This window comes from Micromonospora sp. CA-269861 (assembly GCF_050948505.1).
GTDB lineage: Bacteria > Actinomycetota > Actinomycetes > Mycobacteriales > Micromonosporaceae > Micromonospora.
In genome coordinates this window covers 3,388,144-3,412,119 of the sequence record NZ_CP192014.1, presented here as the reverse complement: position 1 = coordinate 3,412,119, position 23,976 = coordinate 3,388,144, and the positions used below count along the sequence as shown (strand labels likewise).

27 protein-coding genes are annotated in these 23,976 nt (G+C 71.4%); 9 read left to right on the top strand and 18 right to left on the bottom strand.

The genetic code is table 11. The annotated features are described in order from the left end of the window. Nucleotides 1-64: 64 nt before the first annotated feature. Both ACQP0U_RS15850 and ACQP0U_RS15845 read left to right on the top strand, forming a co-directional pair. A complete protein-coding gene (locus tag ACQP0U_RS15850) occupies nucleotides 65-523 on the top strand; it encodes an Rv0361 family membrane protein (protein ID WP_433320228.1) in 459 nt (152 codons plus the stop codon). After that, nucleotides 510-1,703, top strand: a complete 1,194-nt coding sequence (locus ACQP0U_RS15845; RefSeq protein WP_433320225.1) for a low temperature requirement protein A — start codon at nucleotides 510-512, stop codon at nucleotides 1,701-1,703. The genes ACQP0U_RS15850 and ACQP0U_RS15845 overlap by 14 nt, the downstream gene beginning before the upstream one ends. A 66-nt stretch (nucleotides 1,704-1,769) precedes the next feature. Here ACQP0U_RS15845 and ACQP0U_RS15840 read toward each other — a convergent pair whose 3' ends face one another. Next, nucleotides 1,770-2,399: a TetR/AcrR family transcriptional regulator gene (locus ACQP0U_RS15840; RefSeq protein ID WP_433320222.1), complete on the bottom strand. Its 630-nt coding sequence runs from the start codon at nucleotides 2,397-2,399 to the stop codon at nucleotides 1,770-1,772. A 60-nt stretch (nucleotides 2,400-2,459) separates the two neighbouring features. On the opposite strand from ACQP0U_RS15840, the gene ACQP0U_RS15835 reads away from it, so the two are divergent. Further along, the gene (locus tag ACQP0U_RS15835; RefSeq protein ID WP_433320219.1) at nucleotides 2,460-2,762 is read left to right on the top strand and encodes a hypothetical protein; all 303 of its coding nucleotides are present in this window, start codon (nucleotides 2,460-2,462) and stop codon (nucleotides 2,760-2,762) included. Between the two features lie 35 nt (nucleotides 2,763-2,797). Continuing rightward, nucleotides 2,798-3,613: a class I SAM-dependent methyltransferase gene (locus ACQP0U_RS15830; protein WP_433320216.1), complete on the top strand. Its 816-nt coding sequence runs from the start codon at nucleotides 2,798-2,800 to the stop codon at nucleotides 3,611-3,613. Nucleotides 3,614-3,663: 50 nt separating this feature from the next. On the opposite strand, the gene ACQP0U_RS15825 is transcribed toward ACQP0U_RS15830, so the two are convergent. The 10 genes from ACQP0U_RS15825 to ACQP0U_RS15780 all read right to left on the bottom strand — a co-directional run bounded on the left by ACQP0U_RS15825 (nucleotide 3,664) and on the right by ACQP0U_RS15780 (nucleotide 12,754). Beyond that, a complete protein-coding gene (locus ACQP0U_RS15825) occupies nucleotides 3,664-4,380 on the bottom strand; it encodes a thymidine kinase (RefSeq protein WP_433320213.1) in 717 nt (238 codons plus the stop codon). A 56-nt stretch (nucleotides 4,381-4,436) separates the two neighbouring features. Continuing rightward, nucleotides 4,437-5,831, bottom strand: coding sequence for an MFS transporter (locus ACQP0U_RS15820; RefSeq protein ID WP_433320210.1), 1,395 nt, complete (start codon nucleotides 5,829-5,831; stop codon nucleotides 4,437-4,439). A 17-nt stretch (nucleotides 5,832-5,848) separates the two neighbouring features. Then, complete coding sequence (locus ACQP0U_RS15815; protein ID WP_433320207.1) at nucleotides 5,849-6,616, bottom strand: glycerophosphodiester phosphodiesterase; 768 nt, start codon at nucleotides 6,614-6,616, stop codon at nucleotides 5,849-5,851. A gap of 52 nt (nucleotides 6,617-6,668) precedes the next feature. Beyond that, a complete protein-coding gene (locus ACQP0U_RS15810; protein ID WP_433320204.1) occupies nucleotides 6,669-7,808 on the bottom strand; it encodes an NYN domain-containing protein in 1,140 nt (379 codons plus the stop codon). Next, nucleotides 7,805-8,365 carry a hypothetical protein gene (locus ACQP0U_RS15805; RefSeq protein ID WP_433320201.1) on the bottom strand — a complete coding sequence of 187 codons (561 nt, stop codon included), beginning with the start codon at nucleotides 8,363-8,365 and terminating at the stop codon, nucleotides 7,805-7,807. The genes ACQP0U_RS15810 and ACQP0U_RS15805 overlap by 4 nt, the downstream gene beginning before the upstream one ends. A 256-nt stretch (nucleotides 8,366-8,621) precedes the next feature. Continuing rightward, nucleotides 8,622-9,197, bottom strand: coding sequence for a hypothetical protein (locus ACQP0U_RS15800; RefSeq protein WP_433320198.1), 576 nt, complete (start codon nucleotides 9,195-9,197; stop codon nucleotides 8,622-8,624). Between the two features lie 59 nt (nucleotides 9,198-9,256). Further along, complete coding sequence (locus ACQP0U_RS15795) at nucleotides 9,257-10,216, bottom strand: SDR family NAD(P)-dependent oxidoreductase (protein WP_433320195.1); 960 nt, start codon at nucleotides 10,214-10,216, stop codon at nucleotides 9,257-9,259. Between the two features lie 47 nt (nucleotides 10,217-10,263). After that, entirely contained in the window at nucleotides 10,264-10,839 is a 576-nt protein-coding gene (locus tag ACQP0U_RS15790; RefSeq protein ID WP_433320192.1) for a TetR/AcrR family transcriptional regulator, read from the bottom strand. 9 nt (nucleotides 10,840-10,848) lie between these two features. Then, a complete protein-coding gene (locus ACQP0U_RS15785) occupies nucleotides 10,849-11,787 on the bottom strand; it encodes a hypothetical protein (RefSeq protein WP_433320189.1) in 939 nt (312 codons plus the stop codon). Between the two features lie 199 nt (nucleotides 11,788-11,986). Then, nucleotides 11,987-12,754 (bottom strand): lysophospholipid acyltransferase family protein, encoded by a 768-nt coding sequence (locus tag ACQP0U_RS15780; RefSeq protein ID WP_433320186.1) that lies wholly within the window; start codon nucleotides 12,752-12,754, stop codon nucleotides 11,987-11,989. 151 nt (nucleotides 12,755-12,905) lie between these two features. Here ACQP0U_RS15780 and ACQP0U_RS15775 point away from each other — a divergent pair, with 151 nt between their 5' ends. The 3 genes from ACQP0U_RS15775 to ACQP0U_RS15765 all read left to right on the top strand — a co-directional run bounded on the left by ACQP0U_RS15775 (nucleotide 12,906) and on the right by ACQP0U_RS15765 (nucleotide 16,660). Further along, nucleotides 12,906-14,318, top strand: a complete 1,413-nt coding sequence (locus tag ACQP0U_RS15775; protein ID WP_433320183.1) for a cytochrome ubiquinol oxidase subunit I — start codon at nucleotides 12,906-12,908, stop codon at nucleotides 14,316-14,318. Between the two features lie 14 nt (nucleotides 14,319-14,332). Beyond that, nucleotides 14,333-15,331: a cytochrome d ubiquinol oxidase subunit II gene (gene cydB / locus ACQP0U_RS15770; protein ID WP_433320180.1), complete on the top strand. Its 999-nt coding sequence runs from the start codon at nucleotides 14,333-14,335 to the stop codon at nucleotides 15,329-15,331. A 153-nt stretch (nucleotides 15,332-15,484) separates the two neighbouring features. Then, complete coding sequence (locus ACQP0U_RS15765; RefSeq protein WP_433320177.1) at nucleotides 15,485-16,660, top strand: GNAT family N-acetyltransferase; 1,176 nt, start codon at nucleotides 15,485-15,487, stop codon at nucleotides 16,658-16,660. Between the two features lie 138 nt (nucleotides 16,661-16,798). Here the strand turns inward: ACQP0U_RS15765 and ACQP0U_RS15760 are convergent, their stop codons facing one another. Further along, a complete protein-coding gene (locus ACQP0U_RS15760; RefSeq protein WP_433320174.1) occupies nucleotides 16,799-17,254 on the bottom strand; it encodes a hypothetical protein in 456 nt (151 codons plus the stop codon). Nucleotides 17,255-17,351: 97 nt separating this feature from the next. Between ACQP0U_RS15760 and ACQP0U_RS15755 the strand changes: the two genes are divergently transcribed. Further along, complete coding sequence (locus ACQP0U_RS15755; protein ID WP_433320171.1) at nucleotides 17,352-17,804, top strand: MarR family winged helix-turn-helix transcriptional regulator; 453 nt, start codon at nucleotides 17,352-17,354, stop codon at nucleotides 17,802-17,804. 6 nt (nucleotides 17,805-17,810) lie between these two features. Here ACQP0U_RS15755 and ACQP0U_RS15750 read toward each other — a convergent pair whose 3' ends face one another. The 3 genes from ACQP0U_RS15750 to ACQP0U_RS15740 all read right to left on the bottom strand — a co-directional run bounded on the left by ACQP0U_RS15750 (nucleotide 17,811) and on the right by ACQP0U_RS15740 (nucleotide 19,940). Next, nucleotides 17,811-18,494, bottom strand: coding sequence for a hypothetical protein (locus ACQP0U_RS15750; RefSeq protein WP_433320168.1), 684 nt, complete (start codon nucleotides 18,492-18,494; stop codon nucleotides 17,811-17,813). A gap of 105 nt (nucleotides 18,495-18,599) precedes the next feature. Continuing rightward, complete coding sequence (locus ACQP0U_RS15745) at nucleotides 18,600-19,061, bottom strand: peroxiredoxin (RefSeq protein ID WP_433320165.1); 462 nt, start codon at nucleotides 19,059-19,061, stop codon at nucleotides 18,600-18,602. Between the two features lie 45 nt (nucleotides 19,062-19,106). Then, the gene (locus ACQP0U_RS15740) at nucleotides 19,107-19,940 is read right to left on the bottom strand and encodes a patatin-like phospholipase family protein (protein WP_433320162.1); all 834 of its coding nucleotides are present in this window, start codon (nucleotides 19,938-19,940) and stop codon (nucleotides 19,107-19,109) included. Between the two features lie 78 nt (nucleotides 19,941-20,018). On the opposite strand from ACQP0U_RS15740, the gene ACQP0U_RS15735 reads away from it, so the two are divergent. After that, the gene (locus tag ACQP0U_RS15735) at nucleotides 20,019-20,747 is read left to right on the top strand and encodes an SDR family NAD(P)-dependent oxidoreductase (protein ID WP_433320159.1); all 729 of its coding nucleotides are present in this window, start codon (nucleotides 20,019-20,021) and stop codon (nucleotides 20,745-20,747) included. Between the two features lie 37 nt (nucleotides 20,748-20,784). Here the strand turns inward: ACQP0U_RS15735 and ACQP0U_RS15730 are convergent, their stop codons facing one another. The 3 genes from ACQP0U_RS15730 to ACQP0U_RS15720 form a co-directional block, all read right to left on the bottom strand. Next, nucleotides 20,785-20,910, bottom strand: coding sequence for an MFS transporter small subunit (locus ACQP0U_RS15730; RefSeq protein ID WP_433320156.1), 126 nt, complete (start codon nucleotides 20,908-20,910; stop codon nucleotides 20,785-20,787). Beyond that, nucleotides 20,907-22,334, bottom strand: coding sequence for an OFA family MFS transporter (locus tag ACQP0U_RS15725; RefSeq protein ID WP_433320153.1), 1,428 nt, complete (start codon nucleotides 22,332-22,334; stop codon nucleotides 20,907-20,909). The genes ACQP0U_RS15730 and ACQP0U_RS15725 overlap by 4 nt, the downstream gene beginning before the upstream one ends. A 177-nt stretch (nucleotides 22,335-22,511) precedes the next feature. Then, nucleotides 22,512-23,939 carry a DHA2 family efflux MFS transporter permease subunit gene (locus ACQP0U_RS15720; protein ID WP_433320150.1) on the bottom strand — a complete coding sequence of 476 codons (1,428 nt, stop codon included), beginning with the start codon at nucleotides 23,937-23,939 and terminating at the stop codon, nucleotides 22,512-22,514. Between the last annotated feature and the right edge of the window lie 37 nt (nucleotides 23,940-23,976).

Genomic DNA, 23,976 nt, shown 5'->3' with positions numbered 1-23,976 from the left:
CGGGCGCACCCAGTTTCCAGCTTGTCGCCCGTCGCTGCGAGCGGGTTCTCTACGGTCGGTAGTCGTGGGTGCGGGCCAGCCGTGGAGCCGACCGGCCCGGCGTCACCGCCCGATGCGCACCGGGTTGGCGTTCGCCGGGTTCGGCGTGGCGCTGTGCTGCGTGGGGGTGGCCGGGTTGGGCGCCTGGAACCTGCAGACCGTCCGGCAGGCCGCCGGCCCGATCCGGGAGACCGCCGACGGTTTCCTCAACGAGGTGACTCTCGGCGACAGCGACCGGGCGTACGAGCGGCTCTGCGAGGACGCGCGCACCCGGTGGAGCGCGATCGGCTTCACCAGTTGGGTGCGGACGCCGCCGATGGTCACCGACTACGAGATCACCGACGTGTCGGTCGCCACCCGCAGCGGACGACCGCACGGCACGGTGACAGTGAAGGTGACCCGCTCCGGCGGGCTCAGCGAGGAACGTCGCCTGCCGGTGGTCCGCGAGGACGGCAACTGGCGGGTGTGCGGTGACCCCTTCTGAGCCCCCGGTCGTCACCCCGGTACGCCCGCAGTTGCTGCGACCACGTGAGGGGGTGCAGCCGACCACCTCCACGGAGCTCTTCTTCGACCTGGTCTTCATCTTCACCATCACCCAGTTGTCGCACTATCTGATCGCGCACCCGGACTGGCGGGGCGCCGGGCGTACCGGCCTGTTGCTGGCGCTGGTGTGGCTCGTCTGGGTCTACACCACCTGGCTGACCAACTGGCTGCAACCGGATCAGGGGCCGGTGCGGACGATGCTGATCGGGGTGGGGCTGGGCAGCCTGCTGTTGTCGGCGGCGATCCCGCAGGCGTTCGGCTCGACCGGCCTGCTCTTCGCGCTGGTCTACGTGATCGTGCAGGTGGGTCGCACCCTGTTCGCGTTGTGGGCGGTGCAGGGCAGCCCGTGGCTGGTGGCCGGATTTCAGCAGTCGCTGCCGTGGATCGCCGGGACGTCGGTGCTCGTGGTCCTCGGTGGCCTGGTCGACGGCCCCGCCCGGGGCGCCCTGTGGGCGGCGGTGATCGTGGCCGAGGTGGTCGGCCTCTCGATCGGCTATCCGCTGCCGCGGCGGGGACGCAGCCGACCCGAGCGGTGGATGGTGGAGGGCGGGCACCTGGCCGAACGGTGCGCGGCGTTCGTCCTGATCGCCCTGGGGGAGTCGATCCTGGTCACCGGCAGCGCCCTCACGTCGCACGTGGACCTGGTGACGTCCGGGGCGTTCCTCTTGGCCTTCGGCGGTTCGGTGGCGCTGTGGTGGGTGTACTTCGCCCGCTCGGCCCCGGCCGCCACGGAGGTCATCGCTCACGCCGGAGAGCGCACCGGCGCGTTGAGCAGAGTCGCGTTCAACTTCCTGCACCCGGTGATCGTCGCCGGTGTCGTCGTCACGTCGGCGGCCGACGAGCGGTTGCTGCGGGAGCCCGGCGCACCGGCCACAACCGTCGACGTCCTGCTCACCCTCGGTGGTCCCGCGCTGTTCCTGGCCGGGCACGCCGCCTACAAGGCGCTGCTGTGGCGGGCCCTGCCGAGCAGCCGGGTCACGGCGGTGGTGGTCCTGTTGGCGTTGATGCCGGTAGGTGTGTGGCTGGAGGCGCCCGTCGCGGTGTGCGCCGCGGTGGCGGTGGCGGTGACGGTCGCCGTGATCCTGACCGACCGGTTCCGGGTGCGAGCCCCCGCCCAGTAGTCGTCCTGACCGCCGACCCGCGTGGTACGCCTGCTGGGCCTGATCTGGCTGCGGCCAGCGGCTGCGCTAACGGCATAGGTGCGCGTGCAGGGTGTCATATACCCACTGCTCCCAGCGGTCTGGGGTCCAGCCTCGATCGCGGATGAACAGCAGGTACAGCTGCGGGCTCAGCAGGCCGTAGAGCAGGTCGGCGGCGTGTTCGACGGTCAGGTCTGCCCTGGCGCCGGGCTTGGCGATGAGGCTGCGCGCGGCTGCGGTTTGGACTTCGAGGCGCGGATCGGTGTCCTGCTGCCACAGCCCGGCCAGGCTTGGGTCCTGTGCTCCGGCAGCGCGCAGTACATCCATGATCGGTGCCACCCGCTGAAGCACCTCGCAGGTGCCGCCGACATGCGCCCGCAACTGCGCCTCGGCGGTGTCAGCCGCCAGAGCGTCTCGGAACCAGGCCCTCTGCATGGTGGGAATCGGCTCGTCGTCACCGGCGATGGTGACGTCAACCAGCTCCTTGAGCAGCGACGGCTTGTTGCCGAATGCGAAGTAGATGGTCTGCACGGCGACACCAGCCCGCTCCGCGATGCCCTGGAGGGTGGTCGCCCCGTAGCCCTGATCGACGAACAGCTCGTACGCAGCCTGCAGGACACGCCGCCGAGTCTGCCGTGACTTCTCGCCCTTTTTGCCGGCGCTCTTGACCAGTGGCATGACTGCACTGTAACACTAGAGCCGAACTCTAAAAACGCACTCTATAAAAGGGGGCCAACAATGTCTCTCATCCGGACCACACGGTTCACAGCCGACGCCGCAGACGCCGACCTCGTGCTGGAACGGCGCGGCCAGCTCATCGCGGCGATCAGGGCGCAGTACGGCGGCCCGACCGAGACCAGGCTGATCCGCGTCGACGAGCGGACCTGGGTGGACATGTGGCGGTGGGACTCGCCGGAAATCCTGACCGCGGCCCTGGCCGGCGCGCCACACCTGCCAGAGGCCGCCGCCGCCTTCGCCGTCGCCCGCGATGTCACCGCGGAACAGGGCGAGCTGGTCGCCGAGGACGGCTGGACCCGATGACCCGTTCCAGCCGCGATTATGCAAGGACCGAGCCGATGATCGACACGACAACCGCCAGGCAGCGTTGGCTCGATGCCCACTGGCCGTTCGTGCGCGCCCACCTGCCGCCGGCACCGGCCCGCGTGCTGGAGATCGGGTGTGGCCCGGAGGGTGGCTTCGTCCCGGCCATGCGGGAGCACGGCTTCGACGCCGTGGGCGTGGACCCAGTGGCACCGGCCGGACCCGGTTACCACCAGACGGAATTCGAAAAGCACCAGCCGAGCGAGCCGGTCGACGCGATCGTCGCATGTACCTCGCTGCACCACGTCACCGACTTGGACGAGGTCCTGGGTCGGGCCGCCGCCGCGCTCACGCCGGGCGGCGTACTCATCGTCGTCGAGTGGGCCTACGAGAGGTTCGACGAGGCGACCGCACGCTGGAGCTTCGACCGGTTGCCCGACAACGGCGAGCGCGGCTGGTTGCACAGCCACCACGAGCAGTGGCTCACCTCAGGGCTTCCCTGGCACGACTACCTGGAAGGCTGGGCCGGGCGAGAGGGCCTGCACCGCGGCGACGCGATCAGCCAGGCGCTCCAGGCCCGCTTCCACACCAGGCTGCTCACCCACGCACCATACTTCTTCTCCGACCTGCACCCCGTCACCGAAGCCGACGAACACGCCGCCATCAACGCCGACGGGATCCGGGCGACGGGCATCCACTACGTCGCGACCAAGCCGGCGATCGACATAACCCCGACCTGGACAGTCCACAACGGGCGGGCGGACCCGCAAGATTCCGACTTCTGGGGCGACGTGCCCCAGGTGGGCGCGTTCGCCGACTGCGGACCGCGCCGCCCCGACCGGCGCCGCTGATCACGGTCGGGGTGATCGTCGCCGATCGGGTGCCCGGGCGGTGGGGCCGCTCAGTCGCGGGGGCCGAGGTCGCCGCTGCGGTAGTGCCGACGGCAGAGCACCTGGTAGCGCACCTCTGCGGTGTCGACGGTGTCGCCGATAACGACCTGGGCGCCCTCGCGGACGACCTGCCCGTCGACGACCCGGGCGTTGAGCAGCCCTTCGCGGCCGCACCAGCAGAGCACCTCGACCTGGATGCGGGCCACCTCGTCGGCCAGCTCGAACAGCCGTTGCGCGGCGGGGAACAGGCGCGACCGGAAGTCGGTGGCCAGGCCGAACGCGAACACGTCCACGTCGTAGCTGTCGACCAGCTCGGCCATCTGCTCGACGTGCTCGACGGTGTAGAAGCACGCCTCGTCGCAGATCAGGTAGTCGACGCGTACCCCGTCGGCCCACCGGCCGCGCACCAGGGCCCGCAGGTCCAGGTCGTCGGTGACCTCGATGGCCTCGTGGGCCAGGCCGATGCGGGTGGTGACCTGCGGGCCCAGCGACCTGTCGATGCGGGTGGTGACCAGCCCGCGCCGGCCCTGCCGGGCGTGGTTGTAGTTCATCTGCAACGCCATCGTGGACTTGCCGCAGTCCATCGGCCCCCAGAAGAACTTCAACGCCGCCGCGTGCACCGGACGCCCGTCGAGCCCCCGCGCGGCCGCGCACCCGGCCGGAGCGTGCGGCTGTCCGGGGAACGGGTGGGCCAGGCAGGTCGGTGCGGTGGCGGCGTCGTCGGTCACGGTCGGGCAGCCTAGCCGATCGACCAGCCCTGATCTGTCGGGCGCGGGACCCGTGCTCAGAGCACCCGGGGTGGTGTGTTGCCCGCCGCCACGATGGCACGGCGGATCGGCACGGCGGCGAGGAGCAGGAACCCGACCACGAAGAAGATCAGCAGTGAGACCAGGCCCACCCGGTACGAGGCGGTGAGTTGGAACACCAGACCGAAGGCGAGCGGGCCGAGCCAGCTGGTGCCCTTGTCGCTGATCTCGTAGAAGCCGTAATACTCACCCTCCTTGCCGGCCGGGATGAGCTGGCTGAACAGCGACCGGCTCAGCGCCTGACTACCGCCGAGGACCAGGCCGATGGCCGCGCCGAGAACCATGAACGGCACCGGCGCCTCGGCCGGCAGCCGGAACGCGCCGATGATCACACCGGTCCAGAGGACAAGGCTGAGCAGCACGGTCTTCCAGGCGCCGATACGCCGGGCCAACGCGCCGAGGCTCAACGCGCCCCCGAAGGCGAGGAACTGCACGAGCAGGATGGTGATGATCAGGGTGCTCTGCTCCAGGCGCAGTTCCTCGGTGCCGTACTGGCTTGCCAGGGTGATGACGGTCTGGATGCCGTCGTTGTAGACCAAAAACGCCAGCAGGAAGAACAGCGTCAGCGGGTACGCCTTGATCTCCCGCAGGGTGCGGCTCAGCTGCCGGAACCCGTCGGTGAGCACGTTGCCCTGCCGGGTCAGCGCCGCCGCCCTGCTGGGGCGTTCCCGCAGCCAGCGCAGCGGCACGAGGGTGAACACCGCCCACCACACCCCGGCGGAGACGATCGACCAGCGGGCCAGGTCCAGGGTGCGCTGCGGGTTGTCGTCCTCGCTGAACAGGGTGACCGCGACCAGGTTGAACGCCAGCAGCAGGCCACCGCCCAGGTAGCCCAGCGCCCAGCCGCGGCTGGAGATGCCGTCGCGTTCGTCCGGGCCGCCGAGCTGCGGCAGGAACGAGTTGTAGACCACGAGGGCCGCGCCGAAGGAGATGTTGGCGACCAGGAACAGCGCCCCGCCGAGCAGGTAACGGTCGCCGGTGACGAAGATCATCGCGATGGTGGCGCCGGCGCCGGTGAACGCGGCCCCGCCGAGCAGCCGCTTCTTGTGCGCCGACCGGTCGGCGATCGCCCCGATCACCGGCAGCACGAACACGGTGAGGAACACCGACAGCGAGATCAGGTACGGGTAGTAGGACCCGGCCGCCACCCGGATGCCCAGCGGGTACACGTACCCGTCGCAGGTGTCCGCGCCCAACTCGCAGCCGGCGGCCAACTCGGCGACGGTGGTGATGAACGGGCCCAGGAACACCGTGATGACAGTGGTCTGGAACGCGGAGTTGGCCCAGTCGTAGATGTACCAGCCGCGCCGCTCCCGGGGAGTGCTCGCCGGAGGCGGGGTGTCGTCCACCGTGGGGGTCACGGTCTCGGCCATCGGGGGTCCTTCGACGGTCAGGCGGCCCAGTGGCCGCGGCTGCGGTAGACGTCGCGCAGCACGCCGACGTGATCGGTCATGATGCCATCCACGCCACGATCCAGTAACTCGTGCATCTGGGCTGGTTCGTCGATCGTCCAGACGTGCACCTGCAGGCCGATGCGGTGGCAGTAGTCGAGAAACCGGCGGTCCACCACCGGCACCCGCCCGTAGCGTGGCGGCACCTGCGCGGCGACCACCGACGGCGGCAGCCGCAGCGGCCGCCCGTGCAGGGAGGCGAGACGCAGCCGGGCGACCCCGCGCATGCCCAGACTGGTGGCGACCCGTCCCTCGGTGAGCGCCCGCAGCCGGGTCAGCCGGGCATCGCTGAACGAGGCGAGCAGCACCCGGTCGCCGGCGCCGGCCCGGGTCACGGTCGCGACCGTCGGCGCGACGCCGCTGTCGGCCTTCACGTCGATGTTGAAGCGGACCTGCGGCCACGCGCCCAACACCTCGTCGAGCCGGGGTACGACGGCAGCGCCGCCGACGCGTACCGAGGCGAGGTCGGCCCAGCTCATCTCGGCGATGCGCCCCGCCTCACCGGTGACCCGCAGCAGCGTCGGATCGTGGAAGATCACCGCGACGCCGTCCGCGGTGGCGTGCACGTCGGTCTCCACGTACCGGTAGCCCAGCCCGATGGCCCGGGCGAACGCCTCGGTGGTGTTCTCGTCGCCCTCGGCCGCGCCGCCGCGGTGGGCGAACGCCAGCGGCGCGGGAGCGTCGAGGTAGCCGAATCGGGTCAACACGCGACGCAGTATGCCCGCCGTCGGTGGCGCGTGGGTGGCCTGCCGGCGAAGATCATGCTCGTGACGTCGGTGCGCCTGCGAGTTCGTCGCGCACCTGCCGTTCGCGCACCGGCGGTTGCGGTTCCGACCCCGGCTGGTGGCCCCGACCGCAGTGCCGGCAGGCACCGCGTCGCCGCAGGTGGTAGGCGATCGTGGCGGCGCCGAGCGCCACCCCCCACACCGTCCAGAAGAGGCTCGGGACGTACAGGGCCCAGGTGCCCCGGGCTTCGCTGGTCCAGAGGAACATCAGACCGGCCGGGATGATCGTCACAGCGACAATCGACGCCGGAACGATGGCGAGGGCGGGCGGGACCCGTCTGCCGGCCCGGAACCAGATCCAGCGTGGGTAGATCTCTCCCCACCGGGTCACCAGACCGTGGGTGAGCACACCACCCAGCGCCGACGCGACCGCGCAGCCCAGCCCGACCTCGAGCATCCCCGGCGTGTCCTGCATCATCCGCAGGAAGTCCCGGCTGATACCGAGCGGATAGCCCAGGTACCAGGCGATCCTGGTGACCTCGTAGGGCAGTGGCGCGAGGCAGGCGATCACGACGGCCCACCTGCCGTGGCGCAGCAGCGTCCGCCGGGTCGGGCCACTGTCATCGCCGTGGCGGCGGCCGCAGTACGCGCAGCCGCCCCGGACCCGTCGGCGGTAGGCGAGGGTGGTCGCGGCCCAGAGCAGACCGCCGACGAACACGATGATCAGGTTCGTCCGGTGCCAGTACAGGATGTCACCGACACCGCCCTGGTCGCCTGGTACGCCGGTGAAGGCGAAGACCAGCAGCAGCGGCGCGAACGCCACCAGGATGATCAGGGTGTAGTCGGGAATGATCAGGGTCAACCCGCCGGCGGCCGCCCATCCGAAGACCACCAGCGCCACCGACAGGCGACCGGGCTGGGCGCGCCGCGTCATCACCCACGCGACGACCGCACCGAGCAGCCCGAGTGCGGCGATGACCGGGGCGACGACCTCGGCCCGGCTGCCTTCCAGGATCGACCCGGACGCGCGTGCCGGGTCGACCGGCGCGAACGGGAAGCCGTCGCCACCGGCCGTCCAGTACAGACCCAGCCCGCCGTAGACCAGCGAGAGACCCGCAGCCGCGTAACCGGTCCAGGTCGGCCAGTTCCTCCACCATCGCCACAGCATGGTCATCGGGCCTGCACCACATAGCCGCCGGCGAGGACCGGGTACCGGGGTCGTTGGGGGTATTCGGCAGGAACCTCCGTCTCCGGGTCGATGCAGTGCGTGGGCGGCCGTTCGGTGCCGTTCTGCGCCTGCGCGTCGACGATCACATCGGGCCGTGGACCCCCGTCGATGATCTTCACGTAGAAGCCGTGGTTCTGCGCCGACCCTTCGCCCGCCGGCACGATCGCGGTGAAGAGCGCGACGTTTCCGGTGACCTTCAGACAGGTCACGTCGGCCCGCCCCTGCGCGACCAGCGTGCCGTCCGACTGCTCGTGCCGGTAGAGGAACTGGCCACGCGCTGTTCCGTCGGCGGGCGACACCGCCGAGACACCGAACCAGATCCGGTGCCCCACCACGTTGGGCTCGTCGTACACGAAATGGCCCATCCCGGCGACCACCGACCAGCCGGCTGCGGCGCTCGCCGTCTCGGGACGTTGCTGCGCCCGGGCCGCCGAGGGTCCCGCCGCGACCACCACGGCTGCCACTGCCCCCAACGCCGTCACCTGCGAACCAGACCTGAACATGGCACTCCCTTGAGCGATGGCCTGCTGACGTGTTTCAGCATCGCCACCGCTCGAAGCGACCTCATCCCCCTGCCGAGCCAGCCGCGCCCCCCGGCCAGGGGAACCGGGCATCGCCCTGCGCGTCCTACGCCCTGCGGCCCTGCGGCCCTGCGCGCTCACCGCGCGGATCTTGCAGTTTCGGTCGCCGAGATGCGCGCGATGCCCTGTTTGCCGCGACAGCAACTGCAAGATCGCGGGAGGGCTCAGCCGGGCGTGGTCAGCTCCAGTCGGTCTGGTAGCCGTCGTGGCGCAACAGGTCCAGCAGTTCCGCGTCGCCAGGGCGGTGCGCACGGGTGAGCGCGGCGCTCAGCTCGTCGACGCCGACCGGGTCCGGCCCCTGCACCTCGATCGCCCGCACCTTGGCGCCATCGGTGCGGTAGAGGGCGATGGACGGGTCGCTGTTGTCGGTCTCGTGAGTCACGATCAGCGTGCTCCCGCCGCCCAGGTCGGTGCAGGTGCGCAGCCGCGGCGAGCCGCAGTCGACGCCGTCGGGCAGGCCGCTGGCGGGTTGCGGCACGCGGAGCCGCCAGAGCACCGGCACAGTCCGGCCATCGGCGGTACGCAGCGGGTAGGCGATGTCGAGGCCACCACGCTCCAGCCAGCCGACCGCGCCGGGCCGGGTCACGTCGTCGGGGATGAGCAGCTCGTCCCGGGGCCACGGTGACGATCTGGTCAGGTCGGCGAGGTCCCGCCGGTCCTTGGCCTGGTGGTACTCCGTCCGCAGCCCGGCGTAGCCCACCCCGCCGACGACGAGGAGGAGCACTGCGACGAGAACGAGACGGCGGCGGGACACATGATCATTATCCCCGTCGCCCGTACGGCTCAGGTGCCCGGGCACCTGAGCCGATCCGGTCAGCGCCCCAGGAGCCGGAGCGTCTCGTCCCAGAGGACGTCGGCGTTCGTGTCATCGAGGGCGTACGGGAGCACGCCGCTCCTGCCGTCGACCCGCTCGGCGATGACCGGGGCCTCGTTGCCGTCCTCGAAGTAGCGGCCGGTCACACCCTCGACCTCGGGGCTGGCGGCCAGCAGGACCGAGGTGGCCGCGCCCTGCTGGGGGGTCTTCCAGCCCGGCGGCACCTCCAGGCGGTTGCCCTGCTCGTCCAGCGCGCCGACCCAGCGCAACTGCGCGTCGTCGAGGTGCCGTTGCAGGTTGGTCATGATGCCGCCGGGGTGCAGGGCGTTGGCGGTGATGCCGTCGGCGGCCCACTTCCTGGCCAGGGCGACGGTGAACAGGATGGTGGCGGTCTTCGACTGGCCGTACGCCGACCAGGCCTCGTAGGGGCGGGCAGTGAAGTGGATGTCGTCGAAGACGACAGGGGACTGCTGGTGGGCCGACGAGCTGACCACGACGATGCGGGCGCCGCGCGCGGCGGCGAGCGCGTCGTGCAGGCCGAGGGTCAGTGCGGCGTGACCGAGGTGGTTGATGGCGAACTGCGTCTCCCAGCCTTCGGCTGTCCTGGTCAGCTCGGGCACGGCCATGATGCCGGCGTTGTTGACCAGGATGTGCAGCGGGCCGGTCCAGCCGGCCACGAAGGCGTCGATGGAGGTGCGGTCGGCCAGGTCGAGGTGGTCGACCCGGACCTTGGCGGGCGCTCCGCCGGCCGTGATGTCGGCGGCGGCGCGTTCGCCGGCGGCGGTGTCGCGTACGGCCAGTGTCACCTCGGCGCCGGCGTCGGCCAGCGCCCGGGCGGTTTCCAGGCCGATCCCGGACGCGCCGCCGGTGACGATGGCCCGCCGGCCGGTGAGGTCGACGCCGTCGATCACCTCGGCGGCTGTCGACTGGGCCGAGTAACGGGTGATGATTAGTGACATTTCGGGCCTCCTGGGGTGCAAGATCACGGCGTTGCGGGGTGGGGTTGTCAGCGGTGCAGCAGCCGCAGGGCCCGGCGGAGCCGGTCGCGGAACTCGTCCCTGGAGGTCGACGTCGACTTCCAGGTGAGCGCTGCGGAGAAGAGCAGGTCCATCACGTCGTCGGCGGTCCGGTCCTCGTCAAGCAGGCCGGGCGGGGCGGCAGCGTCGATGTGGGCGCGCAGTGCCGCCTGAGCCCGCACCTGGTAGTCGTGGAACATCGAGCCCAGCTGTGGCTCGCTGTTCTCCAGCAGGTCATTGAGGTCGCGGGCCACCTGGGTGTCGATGTACGAGCCCATCAGGGCGTCCAGCCCGGCCACGACCCGCTCGTCGAAGCTCGGCGACCGGTCGGCGAGGCAGGCTTCCATGGCGTGCTGGGCGCGTTCCATGACGCCCTGCATGGTGGCGCGGTACAGCTGCTCCTTGTTGGGGAACATCAGGTACAGGCCGGGCCGGGAGATGCCGGCCGCCTTGGCGACCGCCTCCATCGACGTCTTCTGGAAGCCGTAGCGCCCGAACACCGCGACCGCCGCCGCCAGGACGGCGGTGCGCTTCGGGTCCGCGTCAACCATCTCCACGTTGCTCACGTAGACAGCTTAGACAGATTTCCGCAATCTGTCTAAGCTGTCAGCGGGGCTTGTGACGGCGCTCACGGCCGACGTCGGACGGGTGATCAGAAGGAGCAGCACGACCACCGCCATCGCGCCGGCGAGCGCGCCGAAGTGGTTTTCCACCGCCAACGTCACCGGGGCCTCCGGCGACGGGAACGAGGACGTGACCGCGTAGGTGAAGATCGCCTTCCACGAACCCCAGGCGAACAAGCATCCGGATGCCACCCAGGTCAGCAGCATCGGCGTCCGGACGCTCGCGCCGGCTCGCTGACGCGAGATCGTCCACACTCCCCAGGCGGCGATCAGGGCCCACAGCCCGCTGTTGACGGTCAGGACGTGCCATTGGGCATCACGATGGTCGAGGGCCCCTTGATCGAGCCCGAGGCTGCCGCCCAGCCCCCAGTACAACTGCGGCAGACCGAGCGCGACGCTGACGGCCGCCGCGAGGTTGGCCACGGCGCGTTCCACCGCCCCGCTCGTGCGGACCACAGCCTGGTCCGTGGGCGTCCGGCCGGTGAGGGCGTGTGGCCAACGCTGCCAGACGTACAGGGGAACCGCGACGGCCATTCCGAGGCCGAACCCGGCGAAGGACACCGATACGAGCGCGACCTCCCACGCGGGCACTACCACGTCGGCTGCGGTGTCACCGCCACCCGTCGTCAGCAGCAGCGCCGGCAGGATCGGGATCATCGGTACGAGAAACCCCGTGCCGATCCACGCCGGGAGGAGTATCAGCCAGCCGGGGATCCGCATGCCCCACCGTTGCCCCAGCGCCAGGCCGAGCAGGATGGCCGCTCCGGCCATCGCGACAGTCAGGCCGTTGAGCGCCGTCCAGTCCAGCTTGCTCCAGGCGCCGTCGTGCAGTCCGCCGCCGCGCAGACCGTCCAACGTCCAGATGACCTTGACGACGAAGTACGGCACCATGGCGAGGGCGGCTCCGTACCCGGCGACGCACCTTGTCGTCGTCCACCTCGGTCCGGCAACGTTGGATCTCGCTTGTGAGCCCGCACGGACGGTCATTCCTCGATCATCGGCGGATCGTGAACGCCGGGGTTCCCCCGACCGCGTGACGCGCCTCCCGTCCGTGGGGGAGAACCTTGTGGCCCCGGTCTCGGTGCCGGCCTCAGCGTGAGTGGCGGCGGTGCGCCCGGGTCAGGTCGGTGGGGCGACCGGGGTCGACGTGGCGGGGCAGGTCCGGCTCGTCGGGGCGCAGTGGGGCGAGGGTGTCGGTGAGCGCGTCGATGATCCGGTCGGTGGCCCGGCGGGCCGCGCCAGGATTGGCGGGTGCCGTCTCGCCCAGGTCGACGGGAGCGCCGAAGTGCACCCGGATCACCGGCCGACGCCGCAGCGAGCGCGCGATGCCGCGCAGCATTCCGCGGGGCGCCTGGTAGGGCAGCACCTCGTGCGAGCCCCACTGGGCGACCGGGACGACCGGGGCGCCGCAGGCCAGGGCGAGTCGGGCGGCGCCGGTCTTGCCGCGTTCGGGCCACAGGCCGGGGTCCAGGCCGATGCGCCCCTCGGGGTAGATGAGGATCACCGAGCCGCGGGCGACGGCCGTGGCGGCGTCGTCGAGGGCCCGGTGTACGGCGCTGGTGCCCCGGTCGACCCGGATGTGCCCGGCGTGGCGCATGGCGGCGCCGAACACCGGAACGCGGAACAGCCCGGCGGTCGCCATGATCCGCGGGGCGATGCCACGGGTCTGGCAGGCGGCGGCCATCACCACCGGGTCGAACGGGCTGATGTGGTTGGCGGCCAGCACCAGCGGGCCGCGACGCAGGTGCGCCGGGACGTCGCCGGTGACCTCGAGGCGGGCGAGCAGGCCGACAAGGCCCCGGGCCAGCAGAAGGGCCGCACGCCAGATCAGCGGCGGCTGCCAGGTGGAGGTGTTCATCAGCGCGCCATCGTCGCATGTGGCGGCGGGGCCGCGAGGGCGGGTCGGGTGATCAGGGTCATGGGTTTCGGATGGGCGCGGGCAGCCCAGCCCTCTACGACGGGCAGTAGTATTTACTACGTCTCGTAGTAAGGATGGCTGGGGGTTTCAGGTGGACGCGTTGGACGTTGCCCGCTGGCAGTTCGGTGTCACCACCGTCTACCACTTTCTCTTCGTGCCGCTGACCATCGGCCTGTCCGTGCTGGTGGCCATCCTGCAGACGATGTGGCACCGCACCGGCAACGAGCGCTACCTCAAGCTCACCAAGTTCTACGGCAAGCTGTTCCTGATCAACTTCGCGATGGGCGTGGTCACCGGCATCGTGCAGGAGTTCCAGTTCGGCATGAACTGGAGCGACTACTCCCGCTTCGTCGGCGACGTCTTCGGCGCCCCCCTGGCCATCGAGGCGCTCGTCGCGTTCTTCCTCGAATCCACATTCATCGGCCTGTGGATCTTCGGCTGGGACCGGCTGCCCAAGCGGGCGCACCTGGCCAGCATCTGGGCCGCCGCGATCGGCACCAACCTCAGCGCGTACTTCATCCTCGCGGCGAACTCGTTCATGCAGAACCCGGTCGGCTACCGGATCAACCCCGACAGCGGACGCGCCGAACTGACCGACTTCCCGGCCGTGCTGACCAACAAGGTCGCCCTGGTCACCTTCCCGCACACCCTGGCCGGCTCGTTCCTGGTCGCCGGGTCGCTGATCGTCGCGGTCGGACTGTGGCACGTCATCCGCAACCGCGACTCCGCCGACACCGGCGCGTACCGCTTCGCCACCAAGTTCGGCTCCTGGGTGGTCCTGGTCGCCTCCGCCGCCGTGCTGTTCACCGGCGACATCCAGGGCAAGATCATGACCGATGTGCAGCCGATGAAGATGGCCGCCGCCGAGGGCCTCTACACCACCGAGAGCCCCGCCTCGTTCTCCGTGCTCACCATCGGCAGCCTGGACGGCAGCCGCGAGGTGTTCGCCCTCAAGATCCCGTACCTGCTGTCGTACCTGGGCACCGGCGACCCGCACGGCACCGTGCACGGCATCAACGACCTGCAGGCCCAGTACGCCACCCAGTACGGCGCGGGCAGCTACACCCCGATCATCCCGGTCACCTACTGGAGCTTCCGCTTCATGATCGCCTTCGGGATGGCGGCCGGCGCGATCGCCCTGCTGGTGCTCTGGAGCCAGCGCAAGGGCCGCACCCCGAGCAGCAGGTGGCTGCTGCGCGCCGGGCTGGCCATGCCGGTGCTGCCCCTGCTGGCCAACTCCTTCGGCTGGATCTTCACCGAGATGGGTCGCCAGCCGTGGATCGTCTTCGGCGAGATGCTCACCCGCAACGGGGTGTCCCGCAGCGTCTCGCTGGCCGAGGTGCTCACCTCGTTCACCGCCTTCACGCTGATCTACGCCACCCTCGCCGTGATCGAGGTGAAGCTGCTGCTGCGCTACGCCAAGGCCGGCGTGCCGGACGTCAGCGAGCAACCCCCCACCGACGACACCGACGACGCCGAGCGCCCGCTCGCCTTCGCCTACTGATCCCGGAGCCCATCGTGGACCTGACCACCATCTGGTTTCTCCTCGTCGCCGTGCTGTTCACCGGGTACTTCATCCTGGAGGGCTTCGACTTCGGCGTCGGCATGCTGCTGCCCGTGCTCGGCCGCGACGACCGGGAACGCCGCGTCCTGATCAACACCATCGGCCCGGTCTGGGACGGCAACGAGGTGTGGCTGATCACCGCCGGTGGCGCCATGTTCGCCGCGTTCCCCGAGTGGTACGCCACCCTCTTCTCCGGCTTCTACCTGCCGCTGCTGCTGATCCTGCTGGCCCTGATCGCCCGGGGCGTCGCCTTCGAGTACCGGCACAAGCGCCCCGAGGCGTCCTGGAAACGCCGCTGGGACACGGCGATCGTCGTCGGCTCGCTGCTGCCGGCGATCCTGTGGGGCGTCGCCTTCGCCAACATCCTGCGCGGCGTGCCACTGGACGCCGACCACGAGTACGTCGGCGGCCTGCTGGACCTGCTCAACCCGTACGCCCTGCTGGGCGGCGCGACCACCCTCGCGCTGTTCCTCACCCACGGCGCGGTGTTCCTCGCCCTGAAGACCACAGGTGACATCCGCGAGCGGGCGGGCACGCTCGCGGTGCGCCTGGGCGTGGGCGCCGCCGTGCTCGCCGTCGGGTTCCTGACCTGGACGCTGAGCATCCGCTCCAGCGCGGCCGCCGTCGTGCTCGCCGTCGGCGCGGCCCTCGCCCTGCTCGGTGGTCTGGCGGCCGCCCGGGTACGCCGGGAGGGCTGGGCGTTCACCGGCACCGCCGTGGCGATCGGCCTGGCCGTGGCGACCCTGTTCGCGGCGCTGTTCCCGAACGTGCTGCCCTCCACCCTGGACGCGGCGGGCACGCTGACGGCCACCAACGCCGCGTCCACCCCGTACACCCTGAAGATCATGACCTGGGTGGCGGTGATCTTCACTCCGGTGGTGCTGGCCTACCAGGGATGGACCTACTGGGTGTTCCGCAAGCGCATCGGCGTCGCCAACATCCCCCAGCACTGACCGGTGGTCGCCCCTTCCGCGATCTTGCACTTCCTGCGGCGACATAAGCCGCGTTCCACGCATCTCGACGACCGAGACTGCAAGATCGACGGGGTGTGGCGACTCGGCGATAATTCGCGGGCCGCCCGGGGGCCGTGCCGCTAGGTTGTGCCGATGCACGTACGCGAACTCACCGCCGACGACCTCGACGCCGCCTGGGAGCTGGGCCGGTTCGCGTTCGGCTCCGACCCGCAGCGCCCGGCACCCGCGCCCGCCCCGGTGCCCGGCCTGACCCGTCACGGCGCGTTCGACGACGCCGGTCGGCTCGTCGGCAAGGCCGTCGACCTGCACCACGACCAGTGGTGGTCCGGGCGGGCGGTGCCGGCCGCCGACGTGGCAGGGGTGGCCGTCGCACCCGAGGCCCGTGGCCGGGGCGTGGCCCGCGCCCTGCTCACCGCGCTGCTGCGGGGCGCGCGCGAGCGTGGGGCGGCGATCAGCGCGCTCTATCCGACCGTCGCCGCCCCCTACCGGGCCTGCGGGTGGGAGGCCGCCGGTGTGCTGCGCACCGTCGACCTGGCCACCGCCGCGCTGCCCCGGCACCGGCCCGCCGCGCATCTGACCGTCCGGGCCGGCACTGCTGCCGATCTGCCCGCCGTCTCCGCCCTCTACGAGCGGGTCACCCGGCACCGCAACGGCATGCTGACCCGTCGGGGCGGGTTGTTCGACGCCGCTGACCGTGGCCTGCCCGGCGACGGGATCACCCTCGTCGAGGCCGACGGTGAGCTGGTCGGTTACGCCACCTGGCAGCGGGGCCGCGGCTACGGGGCCGATTCGGTGCTCACCGTCGACGAGGCCCTGGCCGTCACCGCCGAGGCCGCCCGGGAACTCGTCGGTGTGCTCGGCAGTTGGGCAAGCGTCGCGCCGACCCTGCGACTGTGCCCGCTCGACGGGGACGCGGTCAGCGTCCACCTGCCGTTGGAGTCGGCCCGCGAGCACGAGCGGGACCTGTGGATGCACCGGCCGGTGGACGTGGCGCGCGCGGTGAGCGCACGGGGGTGGCCCGCCCACGCCCGCGGCACCGTCGACTTCCACCTCGCCGACCCGCTCGCCGACTGGAACTCCGGCACCTGGCGGTTGGCTGTCGCCGACGGCGCCGCCGAGCTGACCCGGGCCGGCGGCGAGGCGGATCTGCGGCTGGACGTGCGCGGCTTCGCCCTGCTCTACGCCGGAGCGGCGCACGCCCGGTCGGTCGCGCAGGCCGGGCTGCTGCGCCACAGCCCGACCGTCGACCCGGCCGCGCTCGACCTGCTGGGCGCTGGCGGTCCGGCGCAGTTGCTCGACTACTTCTGACCCGCGCCCTCCGGCGGATTCGACCGCGGTGCTGCAACGGGCCGTGGTGGCAGCTCGGGCAGCGCCCGCAACGGTAGCCGTCCAGGCGGTCGGCCCCAGGCCTCTGGGTGCCGGCCGCCTGCCTGGCGTTGGGGGCGGTCAGGCTGGGATCGCCGCCAGTTCGGCGTTGGCGCGTTGGGTGACGAGGGTGAGCACCCGTGCCGCGGTGCTGGCCTCGTCGGCGGGGATGTCCGCGTACAGCCGGGCGCTGAGGTCCGCGACGGCGGCGGCGATACCGCGCTGCGTGGCGTGACCGGTGTCGGTGAGCGCCAGCCGCGGCTCGTCGTCGCCGGACGTGGAGGTCGGGCCCTGCGCGAGGCCGGCGTCGACGAGGGTGGCGAGCACCCGGTGCACCTCCTGCTCGTCGACCTTGAGCGTGCTGGTGATCCGCTCAAGGAGGTGTGCGCGTTCGACCGGGCCGTTGGCGAGGACGTTGAGGGCGAGCACCTGGTTGAACTCGACGCCGAGGGGAGCGGCGGCCCGTTCGAGCAGGGCCCGGGTGGCGTAGTGGGCCTGGCCGATGACCTGGCCGTTGAGGGTGGGGACTGTGGACATGAGGCCTCCTTCGACACGTTGGCCGAACCAACGTTGGTCGCACCAACGTAACATCAGATCGTGGGTCGCGCCAACGATTCCTGGTAGGCTGCGACCCATGGATCACGCGGCCCCGCAGTCACCCGCCGGGCTCAGCACCGCCCCGAGCTGGCTGCTCAACCAGACCGCCGCTCACGCCGCCCGCATGCTCAGCGAGGGCTTCGCCGCGCACGACCTGCGCGGCTACCACTACCGGCTGCTCGCCACCCTGGCCGAGGACGGGCCGGCGAGTCAGGCCGACCTCGGCCGTCGCTGCGGCATCGACCGCAGCGACGTGGTGGCCGCCATCAACGAGCTGGCCGGTCGGGGGCTCGTGGTGCGTGCCCCCGACCCGGCCGATCGCCGCCGCAACGTCATCAGCGCCACCGACGCCGGCGTCGACGAGGCCCGCCGGATGGGCGCGACCGTCGAGCGCGTCCAACGTGAGCTGCTCGCCCCGCTGTCCAGCACCGAACGCGAGCAGCTGACGCGGCTGCTCACCCGGCTGTTGCAGCACCACAGCCGGCACTGACCCGGCTCAGCGGGCCTCGCGCAGCTCCGCCAGCCGGGCCTCGATCTCGGCCAGCTCGGCGCGCAGCTTGTCGGCCTGCTGCTCCGCCTCGGCCCGCTCGGTGCCGAGGATCTGCTCCACCGCCTCCTGCACGCCCGGCACGTCGACGAGCGCCACCATCTTCAACGCCTCGGCCGGCTTCACCACGTACGGCTTCGCGAGGGCCTTGCTGCCCTGCTGCGCGGCGACGGTCCACTCACCGTCGGCGTACGCCAGGGTCACGGTGAGACCCGCGGGGCCCTTCGGCTTGACGGCCTTGACCGCCCGCCGCGCCGGCGGCTTCTCCGTCTGCTCCACCTTCGGCTCCTCCTGTCGCTGCGCGGGCACCCGCGGCGTGTCCAACACGAACTCCGGCGCGGCCGGCGCGGGCGGCTCGGCCTCGGGCTCCGGCTTCGGCTCCACCACCCGACGGGTGACGCCCTTGGGCGCCACGGCCAGATCGGCGGGGGAGAACGGCAGCTCATCGCGACCGAAGCGCACCACCACGAACTCGTCGGACACCTCGGGGTCGGTCAGCTCGATCACCTGACCGACCTGACCGGCGATCTGCCCCGCCGAGGCGGTGAACACCACCCGCGGTTTGCGCCCGGCCGCCAACGCCTCCCGGATGCTCTGCACCTCGCTAGTGGACAAACCCTGGCCGGCATCCATCACAACCCTCTTCCGTACACCTGTTTGATTGCTGTCTTGATACCAGCCGGCTGCGACAGCCGCCGCACGGGGCTCACGCCCGCGCCGGGGGTGGGTCGAGGACCCTCAGCCGCCCAGCGCCCGCAGCGCCCGGTCCGCGTGGTCGTTCATGCTGACCTCGCTGTGGATCACCTCGATGACCCGCCGGTCGGTGCCGATCACGAACGTCATCCGCTTCATGCTCAGCGGCCCCAACGGCACCCGCCGCTTGACGCCGAACTGCTGCGCCACCGCGCCGTCGGTGTCCGACAGCAGTGGATAGTCGAAGCCGTGCAGCTTCGAGAACTCGGCCTGCTTCGCCACCGGGTCCCGGCTGATGCCCACCCGCGACGCGCCCAGCGCCGTGAACTCCGCCGCGAGGTCACGGAAGTGGCAGCTCTCCGCCGTGCACCCCCGGGTCATCGCCGCCGGGTAGAAGAACAGCACCACCGGCCCGGCCGCCAGGAACTCCGACAGCCGCCGCGGCGTGCCCGTCTCATCGGGCAGCTCGAAATCCTGCACCACGTCGCCAACACCCACACCCGCCACCGCGCACCTCCATCGTCCGATCGATCGCGCGGTGAGCGTAAGCGATCACGCCCAGAGCGCGGTCACCTCGTCGGCCACCGCGTCGGCCTGGGCCCGCCCGGCCCGCGCCGCGCCCGCCCGCCGCGCCGGGTCCAGCACGTTGCGCCCGATCGCGGTACGCGCCGCCGCGTCCGGTGTCACCACCACCACCAGCGACCCGGCCGCCCGTAACCCGTCCACCTGCGCCGACAGCCGCGGCATCGGCCCGAACGCCGCCGACGTCGGCGCGAGCACCAGCACCCTGCGCGCGTCCGCCGCCAGGTCCGCGTTCACCGACGAGCGCATCCCACCGTCGACGAAGCGGCGCGCGCCGATCGTCACCGGCGGCCACACCCCGGGCACCGCGCAACTCGCGCCCACCGCGTCCACCAGAGACACCCCGCTGTCGCTGTCGAACACCACGAACTCCCCGGAGGCCGCGTCCACCGCCGTGACCAGCAGCCGCCGCGCCGGCCAGTCCTGATCCGGCAGGCGGGCCTCGATCACCGCGCGCCGCGACGCCTCCGACTGGGTACGCGCCGCCACCGCCATCGCCCCGATCCGCGCCCGCGAGCGCACCGCGTCCCGGGTACGGCCACCTGCCCACACCAGCCGCGCCAGCGCGGCGAAGCCCAACCGTGCCGCCACCTCACTCACCGGCGGCGCCAACTGCTCGGCGTAGAACCGCTCGACGGGCAACCCGGAGCACACCTGCGCGCCGACGAGCGAACCCGCCGACGTGCCCACCACCAGATCCGCCTCGGTGACCGGCACACCCCGCTCGACCAACCCGGCCAGCAGCCCCAACTCCCAGGCCACCCCGGTCACCCCGCCACCGCCGAGCACCAACGCCCGCTGCATGTGACTCTCCTCTCGACGACCGACCCGCGCCGGTCACGGTAGCGTCGGCAGAACCTTGCGCAGACCCTGGGAGGCACCGTGGCACCCGTCACCGTCATCACCGGCGGTGGCCGTGGCATCGGCGCGGCCACCGCCCGCCGCCTCGCCGACGCCGGTCACCACGTCGCCCTGTGCTACCGCCGCGACGAGGCCGCCGCCACCGCCGTCCTGGCCGACCTGCGGGCCGCCGGCGCACAGGCCATCGCGGTACGCGCCGACACCACCGACCCCGAACAGGTGCGCGCCCTGTTCGACGCGGCCGCCCAGCTCGGCCCGCTCACCGGTCTGGTCAACAACGCCGGCGTCACCAGCCTCATCGGGCCCTTCACCGAGCTGCGCGTCGACGACCTGCGCCGGGTCGTCGACGTCAACCTCGTCGGTTACGTCCTCTGCGCCCAGCAGGCCGCCCGACGGCTCACCGACGGTGGGGCGATCGTCAACGTGTCGTCGGCGGCCGCGACCCTCGGCAGCCCCGGGGAGTACGTGCACTACGCCGCCGTGAAGGCCGCCACCGACACCCTCACCGTCGGCCTGGCCAAGGAACTCGCCCCGAAGGGCATCCGGGTCAACGCCGTCGCCCCCGGCATCGTGCGCACCGACATCCACGCCGACTCCGGGGTGCCCGACCGCGCCGACTCCGCCGTCGGCCGTATCCCGCTGGGCCGCGCCGGCGAACCCGACGAGATCGCCGCCGCCATCGCCTGGCTGCTCGGCCCGGACGCCTCGTACACCACCGGGACCGTGCTGCGCGTTTCCGGCGGCCTCTGACCACGCGGTCCCGCGGTCGGAGGCCGCCGGAGCCGGCTCAGTGGGTGAACAGCTTCGCCGCGGTGATCACGGTCTGCGCGACCCCGTAGCCGAGCAGCGCCGCCACCACCAGCCAGGAGATCCACAACCGGGCCTGCTGCCCGGGCCTGCTGTCCGCACTCATCGCGTACCACTCCTCTGCGCCGTCGCGTCCTCGTCCACGTTCTGATCCTGGTGCCCGTCCGGGTCCGACGGTTCGTGGTAGCGCTGCGGCACCGGCCGCACCAGCAGGTTCGCCGCGAAGCCCACGGCCAGCACACCCACCATCGTGAACAGCGCCGGCCGGTACGCCGCCGCCGTCAGCGAGCCCGGCTCGCCCTGCGCGTCGAGGAACCCGTTGACGATCAGCGGACCGGCGATCCCCGCCGCCGACCAGGCGGTCAGCAACCGTCCGTGGATCGCACCGACCTGGAAGGTGCCGAACAGGTCCCGCAGGTACGCCGGCACGGTCGCGAACCCACCGCCGTAGAACGACAGGATCACGCAGGCCAACAGCACGAACAGGGCCGTCGAGGTCTGCCCGACCAGCGCCAGCAGCGCGTAGAGCACCATGCCGACACCCAGGTACACCAGGTAGATCGGTTTACGGCCGATGACGTCCGAGGTGGACGACCACACGAACCGGCCGGCCATGTTGAACAGCGACAGCAGACCGACGAACCCGCCGGCCGCCGCGACGGTCACCGCCGAGGTGCCGTTGTCGCGGAAGAAGTCCTGGATCATCGGGCTGGCCTGTTCCAGGATGCCGATGCCGGCGGTCACGTTGCAGAACAGCACCACCCACAGCAGCCAGAACGAGCGGGTCTTCACCGCGTTCGCCGCCGACACGTTCGCCGTGGTGACCAGCGGCTTCGCCGCGACGCTCGCCGGGTCGAAGCCGGCCGGCCGCCAGTCCTGCGCCGGCACCCGCACGTTCGCCACCCCGAACATCATGATCACGAAGTAACCCAGGCCGAGCGTCACGAACAGCCACACCAGGGCGCTGCCCGACGCGGTCGATCCCGCGTTGGACGGGTCGTAGCCGGCGTCGTAGAACGACAGCAGTTGCCGCGACAGGGGAGAGGCGACCATCGCCCCACCACCGAAGCCCATGATCGCCAGCCCGGTGGCCAGCCCCGGCCGGTCCGGGAACCACTTGATCAAAGTGGAGACGGGGGAGATGTAGCCGATGCCCAGCCCGATGCCGCCGAGCAGCCCGTAGCCCAGGTACAGCAGCCACAGCTGCTTCGTGGCGATGCCCAGCGAGCCCACCAGGAAGCCCGCCGCCCAGAAACAGGCCGAGACGAACATGGCCTTACGCGGCCCGTTCGCCTCGACCCAGGTCCCGGCGACCGCGGCGGACAACCCGAGCATCACGATCGCGATGCTGAAGATCACCCCGATCGCTGTCTGGCTGGTGTCGAAGTGCGCGATCAGCGAGTTCTTGTAGACGCTTGTGGCGTAGACCTGGCCGATGCAGAGGTGGATGGCCAACGCCGCCGGGGGGATGAGCCACCGGCTGTAGCCGGGCGGCGCGATGGTGTGCCGACGATCGAGTGCGGAAAGCATGCGCTGCTTCCTCTCCGACGAGGACGAGAAACGTCGCAGACAACGTGCCCACATCACTCGTAAACGGCAAACCTCACCGTCGCCGGACGGTCGCTGCGGTGAGCTGAGCGGTCAGTCAGCGCCCGTACCCCGATCAGCCTGCCGCTGGAGGCGGCGTGCCGCCTCCAGCGCGTCGGCTCAGGCCGCGACCGCCGCCTCGGCGACCCGCTCGGCGTCGGGGCGCAGTTGCGGGGTGGCGAGCGAGATGACCAGGTTGACGATCGCGAAGACGGCGGCGATCAACAGCCCCCGGTGGAACCCGTCGACGAGCGCCTGCTGCTGGCCGGCGCCGCGGCTGAGCGCGTCGGTGACGTGGGTGACCGACAGCGTGGTGACGATGGCCAACCCCAGGGCGCCGCCGACCTGGTACACGGCGGTGACCACCCCGGACGCGGCACCCGCCTCGTGGTGCTCGACGTCGGAGATCGCGGTGATCTGGGCCGGTACGCCCAGCGTGGTGATGCCCAGACCGAACAGCAGCAGGCCGGGCAGCAGCTCGCTGGTGTAGGAGCCGGTGGCGCTCGCCCCGCTGAGCAGCAGCAGGCCGATCACGCTGAGCAGCGCGCCGATGATCTGCAGGGTGCGGGTGCCGAGTCGGTGCACCAGCTGGGTGGCCAGGGCGGCGCCGGCGATGGCCGTCGCGCCCATCGGCAGGAACTGCAGGCCGGCGGTCAGCGGCGAGGCGCCGCGTACCTGCTGCAGGTAGAGCGCGGTGAGGAAGAACATCGACAGGAACGCGGCGCCGTTGAGCGCCAGCGCCCCACTGGAGACACTCAGCGCCCGGGAGCGGAACAGCCGCAGCGGCACCAGTGGCGCGGCCGAGCGCGCCTCGACACCGACGAAGACCGCCAGCAGCGCGACCCCGCCGATGAGGGCGGCGAGCACCTGCGCCGAACCCCAGCCGGCCGACTCGGCACGGACCACGCCGAACACGACGGCGAGCAGGCCTGTGGTGCCGAGGACCGCGCCGAGCGCGTCGAAGGTCCGGGGGCCGGGCTGGGAGTGCCGCACGGCCGCCACGAAGGTCGGCACGATCGCCACGAGCGCGATGACGATGGGTACGTTGACGAAGAACACCCACCGCCAGCTCAGCGCGTCGACGAGCAGGCCGCCGGCCACCACGCCCAGTGTTCCGCCGAGCCCGGCGAGGGCGCCCCAGATGCCCATGGCGATGTTGCGTTCCCGTCCGTGCGCGAACGTGACGGTGAGGATCGCCAGGGCCGCGGGGGAGAGCAACGCGCCGCCCAGGCCCTGCACGGCCCGCGCGGCGATCAGCAGGCCGGGTGAGGTCGCGAATCCGGCGAGCAGGGACATCGCCCCGAACAGCACCAGACCGACGATGAATACCCGGCGGGCGCCGAGCAGGTCGGCGGCGCGACCGCCGAGCAGCAGAAAACCACCGAAGAGCAGGGTGTACGCGCTGATCACCCATTGCAGGTCGTCAGCGGTGAAGCTCAGGTCGGTCTGGATGTTGGGCAGAGCCACGTTCACGATCGTCACGTCGAGAATGACGATGAACTGCGCCAACGACAGCACCGCCAGCGTTGCCCAGGGACTACGTCGCATGCCTACCTCATCGGAGAGAAGACGTCACGCACAGCGC

Bases quoted from the DNA above. Each gene is read 5' to 3' on its own strand.
- ACQP0U_RS15840 (WP_433320222.1), bottom strand. From the start codon at position 2,399: ATGCCACTGGTCAAGAGCGCCGGCAAAAAGGGCGAGAAGTCACGGCAG.
- ACQP0U_RS15835 (WP_433320219.1), top strand. From the start codon at position 2,460: ATGTCTCTCATCCGGACCACACGGTTCACAGCCGACGCCGCAGACGCC.
- ACQP0U_RS15830 (WP_433320216.1), top strand. From the start codon at position 2,798: ATGATCGACACGACAACCGCCAGGCAGCGTTGGCTCGATGCCCACTGG.
- ACQP0U_RS15820 (WP_433320210.1), bottom strand. From the start codon at position 5,831: ATGGCCGAGACCGTGACCCCCACGGTGGACGACACCCCGCCTCCGGCG.
- ACQP0U_RS15810 (WP_433320204.1), bottom strand. From the start codon at position 7,808: ATGACCATGCTGTGGCGATGGTGGAGGAACTGGCCGACCTGGACCGGT.
- ACQP0U_RS15805 (WP_433320201.1), bottom strand. From the start codon at position 8,365: ATGTTCAGGTCTGGTTCGCAGGTGACGGCGTTGGGGGCAGTGGCAGCC.
- ACQP0U_RS15795 (WP_433320195.1), bottom strand. From the start codon at position 10,216: ATGTCACTAATCATCACCCGTTACTCGGCCCAGTCGACAGCCGCCGAG.
- ACQP0U_RS15785 (WP_433320189.1), bottom strand. From the start codon at position 11,787: ATGGTGCCGTACTTCGTCGTCAAGGTCATCTGGACGTTGGACGGTCTG.
- ACQP0U_RS15780 (WP_433320186.1), bottom strand. From the start codon at position 12,754: ATGAACACCTCCACCTGGCAGCCGCCGCTGATCTGGCGTGCGGCCCTT.
- ACQP0U_RS15765 (WP_433320177.1), top strand. From the start codon at position 15,485: ATGCACGTACGCGAACTCACCGCCGACGACCTCGACGCCGCCTGGGAG.
- ACQP0U_RS15760 (WP_433320174.1), bottom strand. From the start codon at position 17,254: ATGTCCACAGTCCCCACCCTCAACGGCCAGGTCATCGGCCAGGCCCAC.
- ACQP0U_RS15755 (WP_433320171.1), top strand. From the start codon at position 17,352: ATGGATCACGCGGCCCCGCAGTCACCCGCCGGGCTCAGCACCGCCCCG.
- ACQP0U_RS15750 (WP_433320168.1), bottom strand. From the start codon at position 18,494: ATGGATGCCGGCCAGGGTTTGTCCACTAGCGAGGTGCAGAGCATCCGG.
- ACQP0U_RS15740 (WP_433320162.1), bottom strand. From the start codon at position 19,940: ATGCAGCGGGCGTTGGTGCTCGGCGGTGGCGGGGTGACCGGGGTGGCC.
- ACQP0U_RS15730 (WP_433320156.1), bottom strand. From the start codon at position 20,910: ATGAGTGCGGACAGCAGGCCCGGGCAGCAGGCCCGGTTGTGGATCTCC.
- ACQP0U_RS15725 (WP_433320153.1), bottom strand. From the start codon at position 22,334: ATGCTTTCCGCACTCGATCGTCGGCACACCATCGCGCCGCCCGGCTAC.
- ACQP0U_RS15720 (WP_433320150.1), bottom strand. From the start codon at position 23,939: ATGCGACGTAGTCCCTGGGCAACGCTGGCGGTGCTGTCGTTGGCGCAG.